The sequence below is a fragment of the Pseudomonas sp. OV546 genome (genome assembly GCF_900116845.1).
GTDB classification, from domain to species: Bacteria; Pseudomonadota; Gammaproteobacteria; order Pseudomonadales; family Pseudomonadaceae; genus Aquipseudomonas; species Aquipseudomonas petroselini.
The window spans coordinates 433,825-454,659 of the sequence record NZ_FPCE01000005.1; the positions used below are offsets into that span (position 1 = coordinate 433,825).

Here is a 20,835-nt window from a genome sequence, read left to right on the forward strand (position 1 = left end):
AGCCCCCTCCCACACTTTTTGACCGCGTTGATCAATCTTCCAGGGCACGGACGCGTTGCATGCGCTTCTGCTCCACCGGGGCATCCGCCACCTGCAACTCAAAGTCAAAATCAATCTGCGCAAACCGCCCCTCCACGCCAAATTCGCGCGCCAGCTGCGGATCCTCACTGAAGCGAATCTCGGCGATCAACTCATCCCGCGTCGCGTAGGCAAAATCATCATGCAGGTACGGGTCGTCCGAGAGGTTGATCTGCGTGGTCAGGTGCCGATGCCCCGGCGCCGAAATGAAGAAGTGGATATGCGCCGGCCGTTGCCCGTGGCGCCCCAGTTGATCGAGCAACTGCTGAGTCGGCCCGGTCGGCGGGCAGCCGTAGCCGGATGGCACGATACTGCGGAATCGGTAGTTGCCCTGGGCATCGGTCTCGATGCGTCGGCGCAGGTTGAATTCAGATTGCGTCGGATCAAACCACGAATACGTACCGCCGGTGTTGGCCTGCCACACGTCCACAATCGCCCCCGCCAGCGGCTTGCCGTCGGTGTCGCGCACCTGCCCACGCATGAACAGCGGGACCGCGTCGTCCTGGCCATCGTCCAGCCGCGCCTCGACCTTCGATAACGGCGCACCGGCCACATACAGCGGGCCTTCGATGGTGCGTGGGGTGCCGCCGGATTTACCAGCTTCTTCATCAGCGGCGTCCATCAGCAAGTCCAGATAATGCTCCAGGCCCAGCCCGGCGGCGAGCAGACCGGCTTCCTGGTGCTTGCCCAGCTCATTGAGGTAATTGACCGCCTTCCAGAACTCTTCCGGGGTCACGTCGAGGTCTTCGATGATGTTCACGGTGTCGCGCAGGATCCTATAGATCAGCGCCTTGGTGCGCGGGTTGCCGGCGTCGTTAAGGTTGCCGCTGGCTTCTTCGAGAAACTGTTGGGCATGGGCAGTCTGGGACAGTCGGGTGGACATGGTGCATTCCTCATCTTGTCATTATTGGGTGCATCACCGGCCTAGCGGTCGTCCTCATGGATCGACGACGGGTGCCGGCACAGGGCGTTCACTTCGATGGCCATGTAGGGGTAAAGCGGCAGTTGCATCAGCAGGTCGTGCAGCTCTTGCACGCTGTCGACGTCGAACACGCTGTAGTTGGCGTAGTGCCCGGCGATGCGCCACAGGTGGCGCCACTTACCTTGCTCCTGCAGCCGCTGCGCCAGCGCTTTTTCGTCAGCCTTGAGGCTGGCAGCGCGCTCGGGGTTCATGTCGATGGGCAGGTTCACGGTCATTTTTACGTGGAACAACATGGCGGGCGCCTCTTAGTGTTTGTCACGACGGAAGAACGCCAAACGCTCTTCATCAATGGCCAGGCCCAGGCCCGGTGCGTTGGAGACATGCAGTTGGAAATCGCGGTACACCGGTGGCTCGGTGAGGATGTCTTCGGTGAGCAGCAGCGGGCCGAACAGTTCGGTGTCCCACGCCAGTTTGTTCAGCGTGAGGAAAGCATGCGCCGACGCCAGGGTGCCGATGCCACCTTCGAGCATGGTGCCGCCATACAGGCCGATCCCTGCTGCCTCAGCAATCGCCGCGGTGCGCAACACCGCGCGGGGGCCGCCGTTCTTGGCGATCTTGAGGGCGAACACCGACGCCGCGCCTTCGCGGGCCAGGTTGAACGCATCCTCGACACACTCAATGGATTCATCCGCCATGATCGGCGCCGGGCTCGACAGATTAAGCCGCGCCATGCCGCCACGGTTGTTGCGTGAGATGGGCTGTTCGATCAGGTCGATGCCGTTGTCGCCGAGCACCTTGCACGCCCGCAGTGCCACCGCTTCGTCCCAGGCTTGGTTGACGTCAACGCGCACACTGGCGCGGTCACCCAAGGCCTTTTTGATCGCGAGCACATGGGCCAGGTCATGGCTGACTTCGCCAGCACCGATTTTCAATTTGAAGATGCGATGGCGGCGCAGGTCGAGCATCTTTTCCGCCTCGGCAATGTCCTTTTCGGTGTTGCCGCTGGCCAGGGTCCAGGCCACCGGCAGTGCCTCGCGCACGCGGCCACCGAGCAGTTCGCTGACCGGCAGGTTCAGGCGCTTGCCAAGGGCATCGAGCAAGGCGCTTTCGATACCGGACTTGGCAAACGTGTTGCCGCGAATGCTGCGCTCCAGGCGCAACATGGCGGCGTTGATATTGCTGGCGTCCTGGCCGATCAGCAGCGGCGCGAAGTGGCGGTCGATGTTGACCTTGATGCTGTCGGGGCTTTCATTGCCGTAGCTCAGGCCGCCAATGGTGGTGGCTTCGCCGATGCCCTCGATGCCGTCGGCGCAGCGCAGGCGGATAACCACCAGGGTCTGGTTTTGCAGGGTGTGCATCGCCAGCTTGTGCGGGCGAATGGTCGGGAGGTCGACAATGATCGTGTCGATCGACTCGATGGGGCAAATCGGCATGGCTATACCCGCTGGGTTCTTTTTAGGTTTGAGCCGATTCTGTCCCGTAACTTTAAAGGCTTCCAATATAGAATGGGTCTCGAGCAATACCCGCAAGGTATGAAAGGAGCCATTATGGAACTGCGTCACCTGCGCTACTTCCAGGTGCTGGGGGAAACCCTGAATTTCACCCGCGCCGCCGAACGCCTGCACATCGCCCAGCCGCCGTTGAGCCGACAGATCCAGCAATTGGAGGATGAGCTGGGCGTCATTTTGCTCGAACGTAGCCGACCGCTGCGGCTGACCGAAGCCGGACGGTTTTTCTATGAACACGCCAATGCGCTGCTGGAACAACTGAACAAGGTCTGCGACAACACGCGACGTATCGGCCTGGGTGAAAAGACCTGGCTGGGCATCGGCTTTGCGCCTTCGACCCTGTACGGCGTGCTGCCGGAATTGATTCGGCGACTGCGCAGCCATGAGGCGCTGGAGCTGGAGTTGGGGCTGTCGGAAATGACCACCTTGCAACAGGTTGAAGCGCTCAAGGCTGGGCGGATCGATGTGGGGTTCGGGCGGATTCGTATCGACGACCCGGCCATTGTCCAGCGCGTGCTGGTCGAGGACCGGCTGGTCGCCGTGCTGCCCGCTGGCCACCCGCTGCTGGGCGCGCCGGCCACGCTTGCTCAACTGGCCGCCGAACCGTTTGTGCTCTACCCCGGCAACCCGCGCCCCAGCTATGCCGACCATGTGATCGCGCTGTTTGATGCCCATGGCTTGGGCCTCAAGGTGGCGCAGTGGACCAACGAGTTGCAGACCGCCATCGGCCTGGTCGGCGCCGGCATGGGCGTGACGCTGGTACCCGCCTCGGTGCAGGTGCTGCACCGCGCGGATATTGGCTATACGCCGATTGTGGAAGCCACGGCGACGTCGCCGATCATTCTCAGCCGGCGGGTGCATGATCAGTCGCCGGGGTTGAGTCATTGCCTGCAACTGGTGGAAGAGTTGATCTAGCCACGCAGGCGGCGCGCATCATTGCGCTGCAACGTCTGGCTCGGCGACTCATCAAACAGCTTGCGGTACTCCGCCGAAAACCGTCCCAGGTGGGTAAAGCCCCAGCCCAGGGCGATCTCGGAGATGGTGCGGGTGGAGCCGTGCTCAAGGATTTCCTGGCGAACCGCACTCAGCCGGTACTTCTTCAAATAGGCCATGGGCGACAGGGCGAAGTATTTGCGAAAGGCATCGAACAGCTTGAAACGCGACACCCCCGCAGCGGCTTCCAGGTCTTCCAGGTGCACGGCTTCGCGGGCGTTGTCGTGGATGTACTGGCGGGCGCGGATCAGGTAATGCGGCAGCTTCACGCCGAGGACATCGCGCAGTTCTTCGGAGTAGTTGTTCGGCTGGGCCAGGATCAGGCCCTTGATCAGCGAGCTTTCCAGGTCACGGGTAAAGGCAGCCTGCTCATACAGCTCGCTGCCGTGCTCCAGCTCGGCGATGAAGTAACGCGCCATGCGCCACCACGACGCCGACGCCCCCTCTACCGCGTCCATCACCGACTCAAAGCGCAACGGCGCGTCAATCGGCCGTTGCAGCAAACCTTCCAGCGACTCACTCATGGCCGCGCGCGTGATCACCACCTGCAACTTGCGGCAGTCGCCGGAGATCGCGAGCACCTGATGCTCGTTGGGCGAGATGATCACGCCCTGGTCGCGGTTGGAACTCAGGCGTTCACCGTTCTTGCTCAGCTCCTGCTCACCCACCAGGGGCAGGCTCAGGCTGTAGCTGCTGAAGTGCTCGGCGTCTTCGATGTCGATGGTCACGTCCGTGCCGTACTCGATCACGCCCAAGGTGGTGGCGCGGGACTTGAACACGTTGGCACTGTGGTGAAAACGCAGGCGCTCAGGCGTGGCGGTGGCCAGGCGATGGGGCCCGCAAATGCCGGACATCCAGCTGCGGGCGCCTTCCAGGTCGAAGCGTTGAATCGTTTGGCTGCTCATCAGGGTGCACCCACGGCGGTTAGGCTGTTGCGCGCTCTGGCGGCGCGTCGTTGGTGTAGGACAGCAAGTAATGCGCCACGCCAGCGCAATGGCCACTGGGTGGATAGCAACGGTCGATTAAGTGGATAAGAAGCGGTCTTTTCCGACAATTGCCCTGCCAGACAGTAGCGCATCCCGTCACCGTGCTGCACCGGGTTGGGTATTTGCTGCCCATTTTTCGGCCCAGGTTCCCCCATTAAGCGGATAGCCCGCGCCGTGCCCCGCTGCCTCTAATAAACCACCGATTAGCCCCTATCAAAAAGGTGCCTCCCATGAGTGGTGCAAGAAGCGTCGAGCAGTGGAAAACGTTTATCGAAGGCTGCCTGGACTTTCGGCCGGCAGACGAAGTATTCCGTATCGCCCGCGACATGTTCACCGAGCCGGAACTGTTCGATCTGGAAATGGAACTGATCTTCGAAAAGAACTGGATCTATGCCTGCCACGAAAGCGAACTGGCCCATAACCACGACTTCGTAACGATGCGCGCCGGGCGCCAGCCGATGATCATCACCCGCGATGGCGAAGGCCGGCTCAATGCGCTGATCAACGCCTGCCAGCACCGTGGCACCACCCTGACGCGGGTCGGCAAAGGCAACCAGTCCACCTTCACTTGCCCGTTCCACGCCTGGTGCTACAAGAGCGATGGCCGGCTGGTGAAGGTCAAGGCGCCGGGGGAATACCCGGCGGGCTTCGACAAAGCCACACGCGGCCTGAAAAAGGCGCGTATCGAGAGCTACAAAGGCTTTGTGTTCATCAGCCTGGACGTGAAGGGCACCGACAGCCTGGAAGACTTCCTGGGCGATGCCACCGTGTTCTTCGACATGATGGTCGCGCAGTCCGCCACCGGTGAGCTGGAAGTGCTGCCCGGCAAATCCTCCTACACCTACGACGGCAACTGGAAACTGCAGAACGAAAACGGCCTGGACGGTTATCACGTCAGCACCGTGCACTACAACTACGTGGCCACGGTGCAGCATCGCCAACAGGTGAACACCGAGCATGGCGCTAGCGCAGGCAGCACCCTGGACTACAGCAAGCTTGGCGCCGGCGACGCCAACACCGATGACGGTTGGTTCGCCTTCAACAACGGCCATAGCCTGTTGTTCAGCGACATGCCCAACCCCAGCGTGCGCTCCGGCTACGCCACCATCATGCCGCGCCTGATTGAAGAACACGGCCAGCAAAAAGCCGAATGGATGATGCACCGCCTGCGCAATTTGAATATCTACCCGAGCCTGTTCTTTCTCGACCAGATCAGCTCGCAACTGCGCATCATCCGCCCCGTGGCGTGGAACAAGACCGAGATCATCAGCCAGTGCCTGGGGGTGAAAAACGAGTCTGACGCCGACCGCGAAAACCGCATTCGCCAGTTCGAGGATTTCTTCAACGTGTCCGGCATGGGCACGCCGGATGACCTGGTGGAGTTCCGCGAAGCCCAGCGCGGTTTCCAGGGCCGTCTTGAACGCTGGAGCGATATCTCACGCGGCAGCCACCGCTGGGAAACCGGCCCCACGCCGAACAGCGAAGCCATCGGTATCCAACCGGCGATGACCGGCACCGAATTCACCCACGAAGGCCTCTACGTGAACCAGCATCGCAACTGGCAGCAGTTCCTGCTCAAGGGCCTCGATAACCAAGCGCTGAAATTGCGGGAGGTGGAATGATGAATGCGCAATTGCAGTACCAGATCGAGCAGTTCTTCTACCGCAAGTCCGAGCTGTGCGATGCGCAGGACTGGGACGCCTATGTGCAGCTGTTCGACCCGCAGAGTGAATTCCACCTGCCGCAGTGGGATTCGGAACACGTCTACACCCGCGACCCCAAGCGCGAGATGTCGCTGATCTATTACGCCAACCGTTCGGGCCTGGAAGACCGCGTATTCCGCCTGCGCACCGGCAAGGCGGCGTCGGCCACGCCGATGCCGCGCACGTTGCACCTGATCAACAACGTGCGCATCGCCGAGCGGGCGGAGGGCACGTTGGAGGTGAAACTGAACTGGCACACGCTGTTCTATCGCTTGGCCACGTCGGAGCAGTTTTACGGCCACGCCACTTACACCCTCAAGCCTGATGGCGACAGTTGGTTGATCACCCGAAAGCACGCGCTGCTGCTCAACGACACCATCAACTCGGTGCTGGATTTCTATCACCTCTAGACGCGCCTTTGTGGCGAGCACCCTTGTTGTGGTGGTGATCGGGCTTGTTGTGGTGAGCGGGCTTGTTGTGGTGAGCGGGCTTGCCCCGCGCTGGGGCGCGCAGCGGCCCCTGGTGCAGGCACTACGGTTTGACTGGAGAAATGCGGTGACTTTATTGGGGCCGCTACGCGCCCCAGCGCGGGGCAAGCCCGCTCACCACAAAAAGCACGCTCACCACAACAGGCCGTGCGTACGTCATAAATAGGCAGAGAACAACACATGAATCACAAAGTGGCCTTCAGTTTTGCCGACGGCAAGACCCTGTTTTTCCCGGTGGGTGCGAATGAAATCCTGCTGGATGCAGCGCTGCGCAACGGCATCAAGATCCCCTTGGATTGCCGCGAAGGGGTGTGCGGCACCTGCCAGGGTCGCTGCGAATCCGGCGACTACAGCCAGGACTATGTGGATGAGGAAGCCCTCTCCAGCCTCGACCTGCAACAACGCAAAATGCTCAGTTGCCAGACGCGTGTGAAGTCCGATGCGACGTTCTATTTCGACTTTGATTCGAGCCTGTGCAATGCGCCGGGACCAGTGCAGGTACGTGGCACGGTGAGCGCGGTACAGCAGGTGTCGACCAGTACGGCGATCCTGCAGGTACAGTTGGATCAGGCGCTGGATTTTCTACCGGGCCAATACGCACGGCTGTCGGTACCTGGCACCGACAGTTGGCGCTCGTATTCCTTCGCCAACCTTGCGGGCAACCAATTGCAGTTTTTGGTGCGACTGTTGCCCGACGGGGTGATGAGCAACTACTTGCGCGAGCGCTGCCAGGTGGGCGATGAGCTGTTGATGGAAGCGCCCCTCGGCGCCTTCTACCTGCGTCACGTCACCAAACCCTTGGTGCTGGTGGCAGGCGGAACCGGGTTATCGGCCTTGCTGGGCATGCTCGACGAACTGGCCGCCAATGGCTGCGACCAACCCGTGCACCTCTACTATGGCGTGCGCGGTGCCGAGGACTTGTGCGAAGCGGCGCGCATCCAGGCCTACGCCTCAAGCATCGCGGACTTCCGCTACACCGAAGTCCTCAGCGCCCCCTCAGAGGATTGGCCCGGCAAGCGCGGCTACCTGACCGAGCATTTTGACCTGGCCGAATTGCGGGACAGATCGGCGGATATGTACCTGTGCGGCCCCCCGCCAATGGTCGAATCCGTCCAACAATGGCTGGCGGATCAGGCACTTGATGGCGTTCAGTTGTATTACGAAAAGTTCACGCAGAGTAATATCTGACCCTCAGCACTTCTGAGGGGCTGATGCGGCGTGCACTCAACCCTGAGAAAAACAAGTAGAAGGGAATGTTAATGGCGGATGACATGGTTAACCCGGTAGGCCTCAAGCGTGGCCTGAAGAACCGGCACATTCAACTGATCGCCTTGGGAGGGGCGATTGGTACGGGGTTGTTCCTCGGCTCGGCTGGGGTACTCAAGTCGGCGGGGCCGTCGATGATCCTGGGCTACGCGATTGCTGGTTTTATCGCGTTCCTGATCATGCGCCAGCTTGGCGAGATGATCGTCGAAGAGCCGGTAGCCGGTTCCTTCAGCCACTTCGCCCACAAATACTGGGGCGGCTACGCAGGCTTCCTGGCGGGCTGGAACTACTGGGTACTTTACGTGCTGGTGGGCATGGCCGAACTGACGGCGGTGGGCAAGTACATCCAGTTCTGGTGGCCGGAAATCCCGACCTGGGTCAGCGCACTGGTGTTCTTCGTGGCGGTGAACCTGATCAACACCCTGAACGTGAAGTTCTTCGGTGAGGCCGAGTTCTGGTTTGCGATCATCAAGGTGGTGGCGATTGTCGGCATGATCGCGCTCGGCTGCTACTTGCTGTTCAGCGGCACCGGCGGCCCACAAGCCTCGGTCAGCAACCTGTGGAGCCACGGCGGGTTCTTCCCGAATGGCGGCATGGGGCTGTTGATGTCCATGGCGTTCATCATGTTCTCGTTCGGTGGCCTGGAGCTGGTAGGCATCACCGCTGCCGAGGCCAGCGAGCCGCGCAAAGTGATCCCGAAAGCGATCAACCAGGTGGTGTACCGGATCCTGATCTTCTACGTCGGCGCGCTCACCGTGCTGCTGTCGCTGTACCCGTGGGACCAACTGCTGCAAACCCTCGGCGCGTCGGGCGATGCCTACAGTGGTAGCCCGTTCGTGCAGATCTTCTCGCTGATCGGTAACGACACCGCCGCGCACATCCTCAACTTCGTGGTGCTGACCGCGGCGCTGTCGGTGTACAACAGCGGCGTGTACTGCAACAGTCGCATGCTGTTCGGCCTGGCCGAGCAAGGCGATGCGCCAAAGGCATTGATGAAACTCAACAAGCAAGGCGTGCCGCTGCGGGCGCTGGCGATTTCGGCACTGGTGACGATGCTGTGCGTGGTGGTCAACTACGTCGCGCCACAAAGTGCCCTGGAGTTGCTGTTTGCGCTGGTGGTTGCCTCGCTGATGATCAACTGGGCGCTGATCAGCATCACCCACATCAAGTTCCGCAAAGCCATGGGCGAGCAAGGCGTGACGCCGTCGTTCAAGACCTTCTGGTTCCCGTTCAGCAACTACCTGTGCCTGGCGTTCATGCTGATGATCATCAGCGTGATGCTGGCGATCCCGGGGATTCGTGAGTCGGTGTATGCGATGCCGGTGTGGGTGGGGATTATCTATGTGGCCTATCGGTTGCGGGTTCGCAGGAGTAACGCGGTAGTCAACACACAGTGATCCCTGTGGGAGCCGGGCTTGCCCGCGATGCAGGCGACTCGGTTTCCAGTGAGACCGAGGTGATGCGATCGCAGGCAAGCCAGCTCCCACAGTTGATTGCATTTCATAATGAAAAGCCCCGGTAATCCGGGGCTTTTTGTTTAGAGCGTGGAGCGTACTCGCCATAGCTCGGGGAAGAGCACGGTATCGAGCATCTTGCGCAAATACCCCACGCCTTCGGTACCACCGGTACCAGGCTGGAAGCCAATGATCCGCTCCACCGTGGTCACATGGCGAAAGCGCCACTGGCGGAACGAATCCTCCAAGTCGATAAACTTCTCGGCCAACTGATACAAATCCCAGTAACGGTTCGGGTCGCGATACACCTCCCGCCACGCCGCCTCCACGGATTCATCGTGAACCGTCGCCGCCGTCGGGTCACGCTCGGCACGCTTGGGATCAATCGCCAGGCCCGCCTTGATCATCAGGTTGATCGCCTCGTCATACAGCGACGGCGTGGCAATCGCCACTTTCAGCTCGTTCAACAGCTCCGGCCGGTGGGCGTGAGGCCGCAACAGCGCCGCACTTTTATTGCCGAGGATAAATTCGATCTCGCGGTACTGGAACGACTGGAACCCCGACGACTGCCCCAGGAACGGGCGGATGGCCTTGTATTCCGACGGCGTCATCGTCGCCAGCACTGCCCAGGCGTGCACCAGTTGATCGAAGATCCGCGACACCCGCGCCAGCATCTTGAACGCCGGCGGCAACTCGCCCAGTCGTACGTGCTCGCGGGCAGCTTTGAGTTCGTGGAGCATCAGTTTCATCCACAACTCGGAAGTCTGGTGCTGGATGATGAAGAGCATTTCGTTGTGGTCCGGCGACAGCGGGTGCTGGGCGCTGAGGACTTTGCCAAGGTCCAGATAATCGCCGTAGCTCATGGACTCGGAAAAATTCAGTTCAGCGTTATGCCATTCTTCGGGCGGCTGGTAATCAGCAGAGAAAGGACATTGGCTCATCGCGTGGGCTCCTTGAGCGGACGGAGAATGGCGCGGACCGGGCTCGCGTCCAGGTGGGCAAAACGCAGCGGCAGCGCGATCAGTTCATAGTCGCCTTCCGGTACGTCATCGAGCACGATGCCTTCAAGAATCGCCATGCCATGGCGGGCCACGGCGTTGTGGGAATCCATGGTCTTGGACTGCTGCGGGTCCAGCGAGGGTGTATCGATACCGATCAGGCGCACCCCCAGGCTGGCCAGCAGCTCGATGGTTTGCGGGGCAATGGCAGTGAAGTCCGCATCCCATTCGGTCAGCGGCGCTTGTGGATAAGTGCGCAGCAACACACGCTCGGGCACGTTATCCACACGCCCTTCCAACTGATGCGGCTGCACCAACGCGCCGCTGTCCAGGCAATGCAGCACCCGGCACGGCCCCATGTACACGTCCAGCGACACTTCACCGATCGGTGCACCGTCGGCGCTGTAATGCAGCGGCGCATCCACATGGGCGCCGGTGTGCGGCGACAAGGTGATGCGCCCGACATTCACCGGACACTCCGGGCCGAACTGCCACACGCGCTCTTCCTGGAACGGCGTGTCTCCCGGCCAGGTCGGGGTCGCCGTACTCAAGGGCGGGCTGATATCCCACCACGTTTTTATTGGGTTCATTTGCAGGCTCTCGGCGGTTACTGGGGTGAATGATACGAGGGCCAGCTGCGAATTTTCTTGCGAATTCTGGCGTGAAGCGGGAAATCTTTCGCACTTACTGCGAGGAAATAGCGGATTGGTGATGGGTTATATCAAATAAATACCGCTGCGCTTCTGGGCATCCCGATGTCGAGTTCAGACCACTGGTGCAACGCCCAAGGCCTTAGGGTGGATCTTTCCATTCCCTGCCTCGGAGTCATCATGTCCAAGCCCATCACCGTACTGCGCGACACCCACCCACTGCCGGTCCTGGACGCGTGCAAATGGGAAAAACTCGAAGGCGACCCGCACACCGTCAACCTCAACGCCTACACCAGCGAAGACGGCAGCAAGATCATGGGCACTTGGATCTGCACACCGGGCAAGTGGTACGTGGACTACGTGAAGTGGGAATACTGCCACTTCCAGGAAGGCTACTGCATCATCACGCCAGAAGGCATGGAGCCGATTCACCTGCGGGCTGGGGATATCTTCGTGGTGGAACCGGGGATGAAGGGGACGTGGGAAGTGGTCGAGACGGTGCGTAAGTATTTTGTGTTTGCTTGACCCGCTATGCCTTGGCGCACTGAACACGGATTCGGCCCAGTGCGCTCTTTAAGGCCCAAACTCATGGCGTATTAAGTGCTTTCCTACAGGCCTTCCGTGGGCTGATCGACAAGATCTGGACTGACTTCATCAAGCGAATTGAACAGTCGCCAGAGGGTAATCATGATCCGTACCGCGCCCCCAACTGCCTGGCCCTCAGTCATCCACCAACCGCCAGACTCGGTCAGCCAAATTGCCAAAAAGCAGGTGTTTCCCAACTCCTGCGGCGCGGCTGCCCTGCTGTGCGCGGCCAAAGAACTGGGGGTCGATAAAATCCCGGTTCTTACCGGATCAATGTCTGAGCATTTAGGCGTCGACACACTGGAGTTGGACAATCGTTGTGAAAGCGACCTGTACAGGATCACCAGCGGCTGCACAACCGTCAGGCACGGGCAGACCGACCTGGAACAAGCCGGTTATTCGATGCCGGACAGTCTTGTCATCGCGGGAAGGCTTTTGGGCTTGGACATGAAGGTGGAAAAGAACCCGGGCATGCTTGTCGCCGGGTTGAACTGGCTTTATCCGACGATCGAAAACAAGCTCAGAGGCATTGGCTGCCCTATTGACCTGCCGGGTCCAGCACTTGACAGCAACGAGGTAAAACTAGAGGCCATGGCGGTGTCGTGTGTCGGCTTGCCAATCGGATTGCACTGGGTGGTACAGCGGGCAGACGGCAGCTATATGGATCCCGCAACCGGCGAGAACCAAAAAAACTTTTCCGCGTTGAACAATAGGCTTAAAAAAGCCGCGGGCAGGGCACTCGGCTATTACCCTTCCGGGATTTCAATCGTTGCCAAATTGGCCCCCTTAAACACGGGTGTAAAAGCCGGGAGCCAGCCTTACGCCGGCCCCCCTCCCCTTAATTGGTTTTAAGGTAGCTGTTGATAATCGCTGAAAAGTCCTTGCCCCCCTCCCCGCGCTGGCTCATCGCCTGATACAGCTGCTGGGCCACGGCGCCGAGGATTACCGGCTGGTGCACCTGGCGCGCGGCTTCGGTGGCCAGGCCCAGGTCCTTGAGCATCAGGTCGGCACCAAACCCGCCGGTATAGCCACGGGACGACGGCGCGGTTTCAATCACGCCAGGCCATGGGTTGTAGGTGTCGGAACTCCAGCAACGCCCGGTGGAGCTGTTGATAATTCCCGCCAGCACTTGCGTGTCGATACCCAGCGCATCGCCCAGGGCCATGGCCTCGCTGACGCCGACCATGCTGATCCCCAACAACAGGTTGTTGCAGATCTTGGCGATTTGCCCGGTGCCCACCTCACCGCAATGCACGATGTTACGGCCCATCTGCGCCAGCACCGGTTGCAGGGTGGCGAACAGTTCCGGAGTGGCGCCGACCATGAAGGTCAGCGTCCCTGCGGCGGCGCCGCCGGTGCCACCGGAGACCGGGGCGTCGGCTACGACGACACCTTGCTTGGCCGCCGCAGCCGCTACGTCGCGGATGGTTTGCGGGTCGATGGTGCTGCAATCCACCGCCGGTACACCTTTGCCGATGCCAGCCAAAACCCCGTCGTCATTCAGCCATACGCTGCGCACATGCGCCGCCGCCGGCAGCATGGTAATCACCAGCTCAGCGTCTTTCGCCGCATCGCGTGGCGAAGCGCTGATGGTGCCGCCCAGCTCGGCCAGTTCCTTGAGCACCGTCTGGTTCAAGTCGAACAGGTTCAGCGCGTGGCCGGCCTTGATCAGGTTGCGGGCCATGGGCGCGCCCATGTTGCCCAAGCCGATAAATGCAATCTTCATGGTCGTCTCCCGAATCAGCGCAGGTTGATGGTGGTGTTGACGCCATCATTGACCGTGTCGTCATCGAACCAGCGGCTGGTGACGGTTTTGGTCTGGGTGTAGAACTGCACCACTTGCTTGCCGTACGGGCCGAGGTCGCCGAGCTTGGAACCACGGGAACCGGTGAAACTGAAGAACGGCACCGGCACCGGGATCGGGATATTGATGCCGACTTGGCCGACATCGATTTCGCTCTGGAACTTACGCGCCGCCGCACCGCTCTGGGTGAACAGGCCAGTGCCGTTGCCGAACGGGTTGGCGTTGACCAGCGCGATGGCCTCATCGAGGGTCGCCACTTCCAGCACCACCAGCACTGGACCGAAGATTTCCTGGGTGTAGATCTGCATGGAGGGGGTCACGCCCGAAAACAGGGTCGGGCCGACAAAGTTGCCTTGCTCGAAGCCCGGCACCTTGATGTCGCGGCCGTCCAGCTCCAACTTGGCGCCTTCTTTCACGCCGCTTTCGATCAGTTCCAGGATACGTGCCTTGGCGCGCTTGGAAATCACAGGGCCCACATCCGTGCCCGCTTCGCTGCCCGCGTTGACCTTGAGCTTTTGCGCCAGGGCCTTGAGGTCTGGCAGCCATTGCTTGGACGCGCCCACCAGCACCACCACCGAGGTGGCCATGCAACGTTGGCCCGCCGCGCCGAAACCGGCGCCGACCAGGGCATTGAGGGTGTGTTCGCGGTTGGCATCCGGCAGCACCACCGCGTGGTTCTTGGCGCCCATCATCGATTGCACGCGCTTGCCGTGTTTGCCGGCCAGGTCATAGACGTGGGTGCCCACGGCGGTCGAGCCGACGAAGGACACGGCCTTGATGTCTTTGTGGGTGCACAGCGCATCCACCACATCCTTGCCGCCGTGTACCACGTTGAGCACACCGGCCGGTACACCGGCTTCCAGCGCCAGCTCCACCAACAGCATGGTCGACAGCGGGTCCTGTTCGGACGGTTTGAGTACAAAGGTGTTACCGCAGGCAATCGCCATCGGGAACATCCACAGCGGAATCATCGCCGGGAAGTTGAACGGGGTGATACCGGCGCACACGCCGATGGGTTGGCGCAGCGTGTAGGTATCGACGCCACCGGCAACGTTTTCAGCGAATTCGCCCATTTGCAGGGTGCCGATGGAACAAGCGTGCTCCACCACTTCCAGGCCACGGAAAATATCGCCCTCGGCATCGGCAATGGTCTTGCCCTGCTCGTTGCTGAGCACCACGGCGATGCGCTTGGAATGTTCACGGATCAAGGCTTGCAGCTTAAGCATGATGCGCATGCGCGCGCCGATTGGCGTCAGCTTCCAGGTTTGGAAGGCGCGGTGAGCGGCGTCGATGGCGGCGTTGACTTCATCGGCGGTAGCGAACGGGACTTTGGCCAGCACCTCTTGGGTAGCCGGGTTGACGATGTCTTGCCACTCGGTGGTCTTGGACTCGACCCACTCGCCGTTGATCAGCAACTTGACCTGTTGCACGGAAATATCGGCAGATGCGTTCATGTGGTCTCCAATCTTATATTTATACAGAGACAAGGCGCGTAACCGCCTTGGGAAATGAGGCGTTCGGACTGTTTTTGGAGTATAGATGTGCAAATCTCTAATAAGAACGCACATAAAAGCCGGACCAATATGCAAAAAAACATCACGTCGCTGGGCTCCCTGAACTGGGATGACCTGAAGTTTTTCCTCGAAGTGGCCCGCACCCGCAAGGCCAGCGTGGCCGCCAAGCGCCTGGCGGTGGACTACACCACCGTGTCGCGGCGCATCAGTTCACTGGAAGTGTCCCTCGGCACCCTGCTGTTCGAAAAATCCCGGACCAACGGTTTCGTCCTCACCCCTGAGGGCCAGCGTTTGCTGGGCTACGCCGAGTCCATCGAAAGCACCCTGCACATGGCCTGCGAACAAGTCTCCGGCTCCGGCGTGGCGCTGTCCGGCCACGTGCGCATGGGCTGCACCGAAGGGTTCGGCAGCTTCTTCGTCACCCCGCAATTGAGCCACTTCGTCGACACCTACCCGGCCATCTCGGTGGATATCCTGCCCCTGCCCCACTTCATCAGCCTGTCCAAGCGCGAAGCCGACATCGTCATCGCCCTGGAACGGCCGGAACACGGGCCCTATGTGTGCTGCAAATTGTGCGACTACAAACTGCAGCTGTACGCGACCCAGGAATACCTGGACCAACACCCGCCGATCCGCAAACCCACGGATTTGGCCGAACATCCGTTTATCAGCTACGTGGATGATTTGGCGTTCAGTTCAGAGCTGCTGTACCTGGCGAACGTGGTGCCCGGCGCCAGCGCCAGCCTGCGCAGTACCAGCGTGATCGCGCAGTACGTGGCGGCGCAGCAGGGGCGGTCGATGGCGATATTGCCGTGTTTTTTGGCGGCGCAGGACCCACGGTTGTTGCCAGTGCTGGGGGAGCAGATTGCTATTACACGGCAGTTCTGGATGTATTGCAGGGAGGATTTGCGGAAGTTGAAGCGGATTACGTTGTTGTGGGATTACATCAGGGAGGTGACGGAGCAGAATCAGGGGTTGTTGATGGGTGAGACGCGGGAGATGGTGTTTTCGGAAATGTAGTTTGCCCCGGTAAAAGACAAGAAGCGTCGTTAAGATCCCACGCCCGCTTTTGCAACTCGGTGAGTGGACCGTTATAAAAATATTTGGAAGGGTCCCTCCGCCACGTAACGCAATCTCTATTTCACCAAGGCAAAATTAAAAACTCTTACCTAACCTAATAAAATTTCTAGACATTCAGAGTCATTAAGCATGGGACCTATATTTGTATGAGCCATGGACCAACGCACATTCCTTCACGAGGCTACTGTATTTACTGCAAAAAATCAGGTGTGAGGTTGACTGACGAACATATCATGCCTTATTTCATAGGAGGCGCCCACGTACTTAAAGAAGCAAGCTGTGACAGTTGCGCAAAAATAACATCACGATTTGAACTGGATGTTTCTAGAGAGCTTTGGGGAGACGCAAGAATAGTCTACAACGCGCCCTCACGCCGCAAGAAAAAAAGACCTAAGCATATACTTATGCGCGACGAGCACAATCCAGGCCACAAAATGAAAATCCCAGTAAAAGATTGTCCTGCCGCTATGGTTTTTTACAAGATGCCAAAGGCCGGAATATTACAGGGACTCCCCGAGTCCGTTGATCTTTCGCAAAGCTGGGAGCTAGTGTCACCCGTCGACGAGGACAAAATAAATAACTTTACAGCTAAGTATGGGCAACGCCCCGTTATGAGCTTTAGGCATGTACCGGACAGTTTCGCACGACTACTAGTAAAAATAGCTTATGGGCAAGCGCTATGCACTTTGGCTCCAGAGGATTTTCACCCAATCTGCTTGCCATACATTCTTGGTCAAAAGAAAAATTTATCTTACATAGTTGGCGGCAGAAGAAGCTATTCAGATATAAAACCTGAGTTAGGTTATGAGATGAAAACAATTTATCTCAAAGCCCCAGACAAGCTATTGATTATAGTAGAAATCAGAATACTCCCCAACAGCTCAACCCCGACCTATCACATTGTAGTTGGCTATGTAGAAGGAGAGAAAAACTCAGATCAAATCTACGAAAAATTCAAAACAACAGACTCATTCGACATCACCAACCGCAGTACGAAAGACTCTATAAACAATGAGGACTTACATTGGATGCCTTCAATTTGGCCATTACCCGGATTATCATAAAACGGACTTTAAAGAATCAAACACAAAACAGAGCCAATCACCGCCTACCTAGCGGATCTAGCTAACCTTCCCCTCCAGAAAGGAATACAAATCTCATCTATAAGATCAAAAGAAAACCTTATAAATCCCAAACAGACCAAGAGCAAAAAAAATATAGAAAACAACCTGAACACTTTTCTTGGTTACCTTTTGATTAATCACACCCAGCTCATCAAGAAACAAACTCACAAACTCATGCTGCTCAACATCCATACTCATTCCAAGAGAAGGAAACAACTCTTTTGCCTCTGAGTACTTGAGCCTAGCCAAATTAGCAATTAATTCATTATTGTCAGCAAGCTTCAATCTATCATCCACGAAGGCTCCCCACGCCATCATTCGCGCTGCTTTCTCTCCCTCCGATGGTAATAAATCGATTACAGCCACCCGTAGGTGGAGTTCTGTGTTTACTTTTTGGTTTCCGTACAGGTCTAAATTTCGCATGCGTAGCTCCTTCCTTTGATTGCAAAATTTTAGCATTTCAAGAGTTCACATGAAGGTCAACTTTAAAGTACCAAGGTGATATGAACTCCATCTGCAAGCTGCGCGAGGCAGAGCGAAAATTCACTATGCGGGGCGTAGGCCAAATTTTTACGGCATTTACGGCATTAAAGGGCCATCAACGATGATTCGCTTTAAATTGCAGGACGTTTCCTAGAGAATCTCCAGCCTATTGCGCCTTAGGGTTCGAGTCACTAGCCTCCGTAATTCGCTGACATCAGCGAACGGGTTTAGCGACCCGAACCCGGACACAGCCTCCAACGGCAAGAGCTTCGCGCTCGTCGTTGTCGTGTTATGGCGGCTGTGCGTGGGAGACCCTCGGGTCTGCCGGGTCCTGGGTCCGGTTCGCTAACCTGCGTACAGCTGCCACCCTTTCATGTTTAGCGACATGAATGGGTGGCTCCTAAAACTCCCAGGTATGAATCATGACTAAAATCGTCCCCGACCCACCGCTTTCCTCCATCACCACCCTCGGCGTAGTCACCTTCGGCGACTACGGCGAAAACGAAACCCCCCTGTTCCGCGTCAACTCCGGCATGCCGATTGAGGATGCGTTGGAACACGCCTCCACCCTACTTTTTTACTCGAAGAAACTCGCCATGGAAGCCGCCATGGATGTACGCGGCGAGCAATACGCATGGGCTGCGCATTACCTGTGTGAAATGGGCAAGGCTGTGGTGGATGACCTGACGCAGGCGATGACACCGGGCCGCTAAGCGAACGCTGTAGCAAGGCACCACAAACTCACTGTGGGAGCTGGCTTGCCTGCGATGGCAGTGTGTCAGTTAGTACATCCAGTACTGAGACACCTCTATCGCAGGCAAGCCAGCTCCCACAGTTGATTGGGTTTCACAATGAGATTAGCGGGACAGGCTCAGTCCGACATCACCACTATCGACACCCGTCGATTCTCCGTGCGCCCCGCCGCGGTGTCATTGGACGCCACCGGCTCGCTGCTGCCCAAGCCGCGCAGTTGGATGTTTTCTTCCTTCATGCCCACACTCATCAACACCGTCGCCACACTTTTAGCGCGGCGCAGGGACAGTTGTTGGTTGTAGGTTTCCTTGCCCGATGCGTCGGTGTGACCGTCGACGCGTACGCGTTCAATCCCCACGCCCAACAGGGCCTTGCCGATGCGCTGGACGATGTCGGTGCTGGGTTGGTTGAGCGCCTCGACATCGCTGCCAAACAGCACTTTGCCGGACAAGCCGAATGCCCAGCCGTCGTCGGTCAGTTCAAAGCCTTGCTGCTTGAGCACGGCGACTTGCGCCGGGGTCAGGCCTTTGGGTGGGGCCGTCTGGCAACCGCCGAGGGCGAGCAATGACACGAGCAGGGTGATAAACATGAAACGCGCGGTCGAGAACAAGGGATCAACTCCTGTGTTTAACGTTGACGACGGGGTTCTCCGACTCCGCCGTTTGCTGGCCGCCCGAGGACAAACGCTTGGCCTGGTACATCGCTGCGTCGGCAGCATTGAGTAAGGTGCCAGGGGTGGCGCCATGATCGGGGTAGATGGCGATGCCGATACTGAGAGAGGTCAATACCTGGGTGTTGCCGGGCACGGAGATCGGCAGGTCCATGCTGGCGATGATCTTGTCGGCGATGCGCTCGGCGTCTTCGACCTTGTGCAACGGCGCCAGCAGTATGGCGAACTCGTCGCCGCCCAGGCGCGCCACCAGGTCGTCTTCGCGCAATTGCGCGCGCACACGCTCGGCGACGGCCACGAGGACGGCATCACCGGCGGCGTGGCCAAAGCTGTCATTGATCTCTTTGAAGCGGTCGCTGTCGAGGTACAGCACTGCCACTTGTTCCTTGGCCTTGGCTGCGCTGCGCAGGGCGCGGATCAAACGGCCTTCGAAGAAGGCGCGGTTGGGCAGGCCGGTGAGGCTGTCGTGGTTGGCCTGGTGGGCGAGGGATTCGTTTTCGCTTTGCAGGTGGCTTTGCCAGGCTTCCATCTCGCCGAGCAAGGCGTTGAAGTCACTGCCCAGGCTGTCGAGTTCGGCGATTTTTGCCGGCGGTACGCGGCGGTCGAAGTCGCGTTCGCTGCGGGCGGCGTGGGCCACGGCGGCGAGGCTTTGCAGCGGGCCGGTGATGCCGCGCAACAAGCGTCGCGCCAGGTGCAGGGCGATCCACGCGCTGAGGGCGGTGCAGATGAAGATCCCGGCCAGGCCGCTGAGCAGGAAGCGCAACAGGCTACCGCCGTGGCCGATGAGATGGATGCTGCCGATGGTTCGCCCTTGGTGAAGGATCGGCTGGCTGATGGGTTGTTCGAGCAGCGTATGCGCCAGCTCCAGTTCCACACGCGAGAGCAGGCCGGTATCCGGGCGTATCCACTGCGCCAGCAACTTGCCATTAGCATCGAGGACTTCGGCCTGGGCCACCTCTTCGGTGGAGGCAATCAGGCTGAGGGCTTCGGTGGCTGCGGCGCTGTCGTTGAACACCACCGCCGCTTCCACGGTGTAGTTGATGGAGCGCGCGATCAGGTGCAGGTTGTGTTCGGCATACACCCGCAGCGCCAACACACCCAGCAGGGTCAGGGACACGCTGGCCAGGGTCACGGCCAACAGCGCGAGGATCAGATGCCCTCGGCCGATGACCGAGCGCAGCGTCGGTCGCACCTTGGCGCCGCTCATTGCGCGGGCGCCCGGCGACGGGACAGTTGCAAGACGCTGGGGTGAATGCGCACGCCACTGCGGGCCACGGAGTCCAGGTTGACTTCGAAGGACACCTGTTGATCCCCCACCCGCAAGCAGAACAGGCTGCCCACGGTGCACTGGTCGCCGCCTTCGCTGATGCTGAGCACTGGGTGGCCGATTAATGCGGCGAACAGTTGGCTGCGCTCATCCGCGGTGAGTTTGCCGATGTACACCGCATCGCACGCGGTGACGATATCGGGATGGTTGGCCAGCAGGCGCTGCACCACGACCGGACGGCCGGTGGCCTGGGTAGTGCCTTTGATCAGGTCGTCGGTGTACTGGGTCGGGCCGACGATACACAGGCGCAATTGCGCCGGCTCGACTGGCCAGCGGGCATAACTGAGGATGCCAAGCACCACTTGGGTGACCGCCTGGGCGCGCTGGTCTGCAAGGTCTGCGGGATCGGGCGCCTGGGCGAAGGCGTGCGGCGCGAGCACACACAGGATTGCCAGCAGCAGGCGTCTCCAGCTCAAACTTCGCTCTGTGGGCGAGACGGCCACGTTCAT

22 protein-coding genes are annotated in these 20,835 nt (G+C 59.4%); 10 read left to right on the forward strand and 12 right to left on the reverse strand.

Translation table 11 applies throughout. The features are described 5' to 3' along the window. Window positions 1-31: 31 nt before the first annotated feature. The 3 genes from catA to BM403_RS14805 are packed head-to-tail and all read right to left on the reverse strand — an operon-like array spanning window position 32 to window position 2,433. Window positions 32-961 (reverse strand): catechol 1,2-dioxygenase, encoded by a 930-nt coding sequence (catA, locus tag BM403_RS14795; RefSeq protein ID WP_015885861.1) that lies wholly within the window; start codon window positions 959-961, stop codon window positions 32-34. A gap of 41 nt (window positions 962-1,002) precedes the next feature. Beyond that, complete coding sequence (catC, locus tag BM403_RS14800) at window positions 1,003-1,293, reverse strand: muconolactone Delta-isomerase (protein ID WP_093543394.1); 291 nt, start codon at window positions 1,291-1,293, stop codon at window positions 1,003-1,005. Between the two features lie 12 nt (window positions 1,294-1,305). Continuing rightward, window positions 1,306-2,433, reverse strand: a complete 1,128-nt coding sequence (locus BM403_RS14805; protein WP_046035182.1) for a muconate cycloisomerase family protein — start codon at window positions 2,431-2,433, stop codon at window positions 1,306-1,308. 114 nt (window positions 2,434-2,547) lie between these two features. On the opposite strand from BM403_RS14805, the gene BM403_RS14810 reads away from it, so the two are divergent. Continuing rightward, window positions 2,548-3,423, forward strand: a complete 876-nt coding sequence (locus BM403_RS14810) for a LysR family transcriptional regulator (RefSeq protein ID WP_015885864.1) — start codon at window positions 2,548-2,550, stop codon at window positions 3,421-3,423. Here the strand turns inward: BM403_RS14810 and BM403_RS14815 are convergent. Continuing rightward, the gene (locus BM403_RS14815; RefSeq protein WP_093543396.1) at window positions 3,420-4,406 is read right to left on the reverse strand and encodes an AraC family transcriptional regulator; all 987 of its coding nucleotides are present in this window, start codon (window positions 4,404-4,406) and stop codon (window positions 3,420-3,422) included. The genes BM403_RS14810 and BM403_RS14815 overlap by 4 nt on opposite strands. A gap of 311 nt (window positions 4,407-4,717) precedes the next feature. On the opposite strand from BM403_RS14815, the gene antA reads away from it, so the two are divergent. The 4 genes from antA to BM403_RS14835 all read left to right on the forward strand — a co-directional run bounded on the left by antA (window position 4,718) and on the right by BM403_RS14835 (window position 9,341). After that, on the forward strand, window positions 4,718-6,109 hold the full coding sequence (antA, locus tag BM403_RS14820; protein WP_046035179.1) for an anthranilate 1,2-dioxygenase large subunit: 1,392 nt from the start codon (window positions 4,718-4,720) through the stop codon (window positions 6,107-6,109). Continuing rightward, window positions 6,109-6,600 (forward strand): anthranilate 1,2-dioxygenase small subunit, encoded by a 492-nt coding sequence (gene antB / locus BM403_RS14825; RefSeq protein ID WP_015885867.1) that lies wholly within the window; start codon window positions 6,109-6,111, stop codon window positions 6,598-6,600. The genes antA and antB overlap by 1 nt, the downstream gene beginning before the upstream one ends. A gap of 258 nt (window positions 6,601-6,858) precedes the next feature. Then, window positions 6,859-7,866, forward strand: a complete 1,008-nt coding sequence (gene antC / locus BM403_RS14830; RefSeq protein WP_093543398.1) for an anthranilate 1,2-dioxygenase electron transfer component AntC — start codon at window positions 6,859-6,861, stop codon at window positions 7,864-7,866. A 71-nt stretch (window positions 7,867-7,937) separates the two neighbouring features. Further along, entirely contained in the window at window positions 7,938-9,341 is a 1,404-nt protein-coding gene (locus tag BM403_RS14835; RefSeq protein ID WP_043205891.1) for an amino acid permease, read from the forward strand. A 140-nt stretch (window positions 9,342-9,481) separates the two neighbouring features. On the opposite strand, the gene kynA is transcribed toward BM403_RS14835, so the two are convergent. Together kynA and kynB are read right to left on the reverse strand one after the other, a co-directional pair. Next, window positions 9,482-10,339: a tryptophan 2,3-dioxygenase gene (gene kynA / locus BM403_RS14840; protein WP_015885870.1), complete on the reverse strand. Its 858-nt coding sequence runs from the start codon at window positions 10,337-10,339 to the stop codon at window positions 9,482-9,484. Then, window positions 10,336-10,986, reverse strand: a complete 651-nt coding sequence (kynB, locus tag BM403_RS14845; protein WP_015885871.1) for an arylformamidase — start codon at window positions 10,984-10,986, stop codon at window positions 10,336-10,338. Before kynB ends, kynA begins: the two co-directional genes overlap by 4 nt. Before the next feature lie 240 nt (window positions 10,987-11,226). On the opposite strand from kynB, the gene BM403_RS14850 reads away from it, so the two are divergent. Both BM403_RS14850 and BM403_RS14855 read left to right on the forward strand, forming a co-directional pair. Next, window positions 11,227-11,571, forward strand: coding sequence for a cupin domain-containing protein (locus BM403_RS14850; protein ID WP_015885872.1), 345 nt, complete (start codon window positions 11,227-11,229; stop codon window positions 11,569-11,571). 162 nt (window positions 11,572-11,733) lie between these two features. Further along, window positions 11,734-12,483: a T3SS effector IpaJ family cysteine protease gene (locus tag BM403_RS14855; protein WP_085983637.1), complete on the forward strand. Its 750-nt coding sequence runs from the start codon at window positions 11,734-11,736 to the stop codon at window positions 12,481-12,483. Here the strand turns inward: BM403_RS14855 and mmsB are convergent. Beyond that, window positions 12,470-13,357 (reverse strand): 3-hydroxyisobutyrate dehydrogenase, encoded by an 888-nt coding sequence (gene mmsB, locus BM403_RS14860; protein WP_093543401.1) that lies wholly within the window; start codon window positions 13,355-13,357, stop codon window positions 12,470-12,472. The genes BM403_RS14855 and mmsB overlap by 14 nt on opposite strands. Window positions 13,358-13,371: 14 nt before the next feature. After that, entirely contained in the window at window positions 13,372-14,889 is a 1,518-nt protein-coding gene (locus tag BM403_RS14865) for a CoA-acylating methylmalonate-semialdehyde dehydrogenase (protein ID WP_015885874.1), read from the reverse strand. Window positions 14,890-15,018: 129 nt separating this feature from the next. On the opposite strand from BM403_RS14865, the gene BM403_RS14870 reads away from it, so the two are divergent. Both BM403_RS14870 and BM403_RS14875 read left to right on the forward strand, forming a co-directional pair. Beyond that, window positions 15,019-15,969, forward strand: a complete 951-nt coding sequence (locus tag BM403_RS14870; RefSeq protein WP_093543403.1) for a LysR family transcriptional regulator — start codon at window positions 15,019-15,021, stop codon at window positions 15,967-15,969. 206 nt (window positions 15,970-16,175) lie between these two features. Beyond that, window positions 16,176-17,093, forward strand: coding sequence for an HNH endonuclease (locus BM403_RS14875; RefSeq protein WP_093543405.1), 918 nt, complete (start codon window positions 16,176-16,178; stop codon window positions 17,091-17,093). Window positions 17,094-17,198: 105 nt separating this feature from the next. Here the strand turns inward: BM403_RS14875 and BM403_RS14880 are convergent, their stop codons facing one another. Further along, window positions 17,199-17,576 (reverse strand): hypothetical protein, encoded by a 378-nt coding sequence (locus BM403_RS14880; RefSeq protein ID WP_093543407.1) that lies wholly within the window; start codon window positions 17,574-17,576, stop codon window positions 17,199-17,201. A 482-nt stretch (window positions 17,577-18,058) separates the two neighbouring features. Here BM403_RS14880 and BM403_RS14885 point away from each other — a divergent pair, with 482 nt between their 5' ends. Continuing rightward, window positions 18,059-18,349, forward strand: a complete 291-nt coding sequence (locus BM403_RS14885) for a DUF3077 domain-containing protein (RefSeq protein WP_093543409.1) — start codon at window positions 18,059-18,061, stop codon at window positions 18,347-18,349. A 158-nt stretch (window positions 18,350-18,507) separates the two neighbouring features. Here BM403_RS14885 and BM403_RS14890 read toward each other — a convergent pair whose 3' ends face one another. From BM403_RS14890 to BM403_RS14900, 3 genes are read right to left on the reverse strand one after another with little or no spacing between them, the layout of a single operon-like run. Continuing rightward, window positions 18,508-18,999, reverse strand: a complete 492-nt coding sequence (locus BM403_RS14890) for an outer membrane lipoprotein YfiB (RefSeq protein WP_175538074.1) — start codon at window positions 18,997-18,999, stop codon at window positions 18,508-18,510. Between the two features lie 4 nt (window positions 19,000-19,003). Beyond that, window positions 19,004-20,266, reverse strand: a complete 1,263-nt coding sequence (locus BM403_RS14895) for a diguanylate cyclase DgcN/YfiN (protein WP_015885881.1) — start codon at window positions 20,264-20,266, stop codon at window positions 19,004-19,006. Further along, the gene (locus BM403_RS14900; RefSeq protein ID WP_093543411.1) at window positions 20,263-20,835 is read right to left on the reverse strand and encodes a regulatory sequestration protein YfiR; all 573 of its coding nucleotides are present in this window, start codon (window positions 20,833-20,835) and stop codon (window positions 20,263-20,265) included. The genes BM403_RS14895 and BM403_RS14900 overlap by 4 nt, the downstream gene beginning before the upstream one ends.

Excerpts from the sequence above, each read along its gene's own strand:
- BM403_RS14865 (WP_015885874.1), bottom strand. The coding sequence starts at position 14,889 with ATGAACGCATCTGCCGATATTTCCGTGCAACAGGTCAAGTTGCTGATC.
- BM403_RS14835 (WP_043205891.1), top strand. The coding sequence starts at position 7,938 with ATGGCGGATGACATGGTTAACCCGGTAGGCCTCAAGCGTGGCCTGAAG.
- BM403_RS14895 (WP_015885881.1), bottom strand. The coding sequence starts at position 20,266 with ATGAGCGGCGCCAAGGTGCGACCGACGCTGCGCTCGGTCATCGGCCGA.
- BM403_RS14815 (WP_093543396.1), bottom strand. The coding sequence starts at position 4,406 with ATGAGCAGCCAAACGATTCAACGCTTCGACCTGGAAGGCGCCCGCAGC.
- BM403_RS14875 (WP_093543405.1), top strand. The coding sequence starts at position 16,176 with ATGAGCCATGGACCAACGCACATTCCTTCACGAGGCTACTGTATTTAC.
- antB (WP_015885867.1), top strand. The coding sequence starts at position 6,109 with ATGAATGCGCAATTGCAGTACCAGATCGAGCAGTTCTTCTACCGCAAG.
- BM403_RS14810 (WP_015885864.1), top strand. The coding sequence starts at position 2,548 with ATGGAACTGCGTCACCTGCGCTACTTCCAGGTGCTGGGGGAAACCCTG.
- BM403_RS14900 (WP_093543411.1), bottom strand. The coding sequence starts at position 20,835 with ATGAACGTGGCCGTCTCGCCCACAGAGCGAAGTTTGAGCTGGAGACGC.
- catA (WP_015885861.1), bottom strand. The coding sequence starts at position 961 with ATGTCCACCCGACTGTCCCAGACTGCCCATGCCCAACAGTTTCTCGAA.
- BM403_RS14870 (WP_093543403.1), top strand. The coding sequence starts at position 15,019 with ATGCAAAAAAACATCACGTCGCTGGGCTCCCTGAACTGGGATGACCTG.
- BM403_RS14885 (WP_093543409.1), top strand. The coding sequence starts at position 18,059 with ATGACTAAAATCGTCCCCGACCCACCGCTTTCCTCCATCACCACCCTC.
- BM403_RS14880 (WP_093543407.1), bottom strand. The coding sequence starts at position 17,576 with ATGCGAAATTTAGACCTGTACGGAAACCAAAAAGTAAACACAGAACTC.
- kynB (WP_015885871.1), bottom strand. The coding sequence starts at position 10,986 with ATGAACCCAATAAAAACGTGGTGGGATATCAGCCCGCCCTTGAGTACG.
- catC (WP_093543394.1), bottom strand. The coding sequence starts at position 1,293 with ATGTTGTTCCACGTAAAAATGACCGTGAACCTGCCCATCGACATGAAC.
- BM403_RS14855 (WP_085983637.1), top strand. The coding sequence starts at position 11,734 with ATGATCCGTACCGCGCCCCCAACTGCCTGGCCCTCAGTCATCCACCAA.
- kynA (WP_015885870.1), bottom strand. The coding sequence starts at position 10,339 with ATGAGCCAATGTCCTTTCTCTGCTGATTACCAGCCGCCCGAAGAATGG.
- BM403_RS14805 (WP_046035182.1), bottom strand. The coding sequence starts at position 2,433 with ATGCCGATTTGCCCCATCGAGTCGATCGACACGATCATTGTCGACCTC.
- antC (WP_093543398.1), top strand. The coding sequence starts at position 6,859 with ATGAATCACAAAGTGGCCTTCAGTTTTGCCGACGGCAAGACCCTGTTT.
- antA (WP_046035179.1), top strand. The coding sequence starts at position 4,718 with ATGAGTGGTGCAAGAAGCGTCGAGCAGTGGAAAACGTTTATCGAAGGC.
- BM403_RS14850 (WP_015885872.1), top strand. The coding sequence starts at position 11,227 with ATGTCCAAGCCCATCACCGTACTGCGCGACACCCACCCACTGCCGGTC.
- mmsB (WP_093543401.1), bottom strand. The coding sequence starts at position 13,357 with ATGAAGATTGCATTTATCGGCTTGGGCAACATGGGCGCGCCCATGGCC.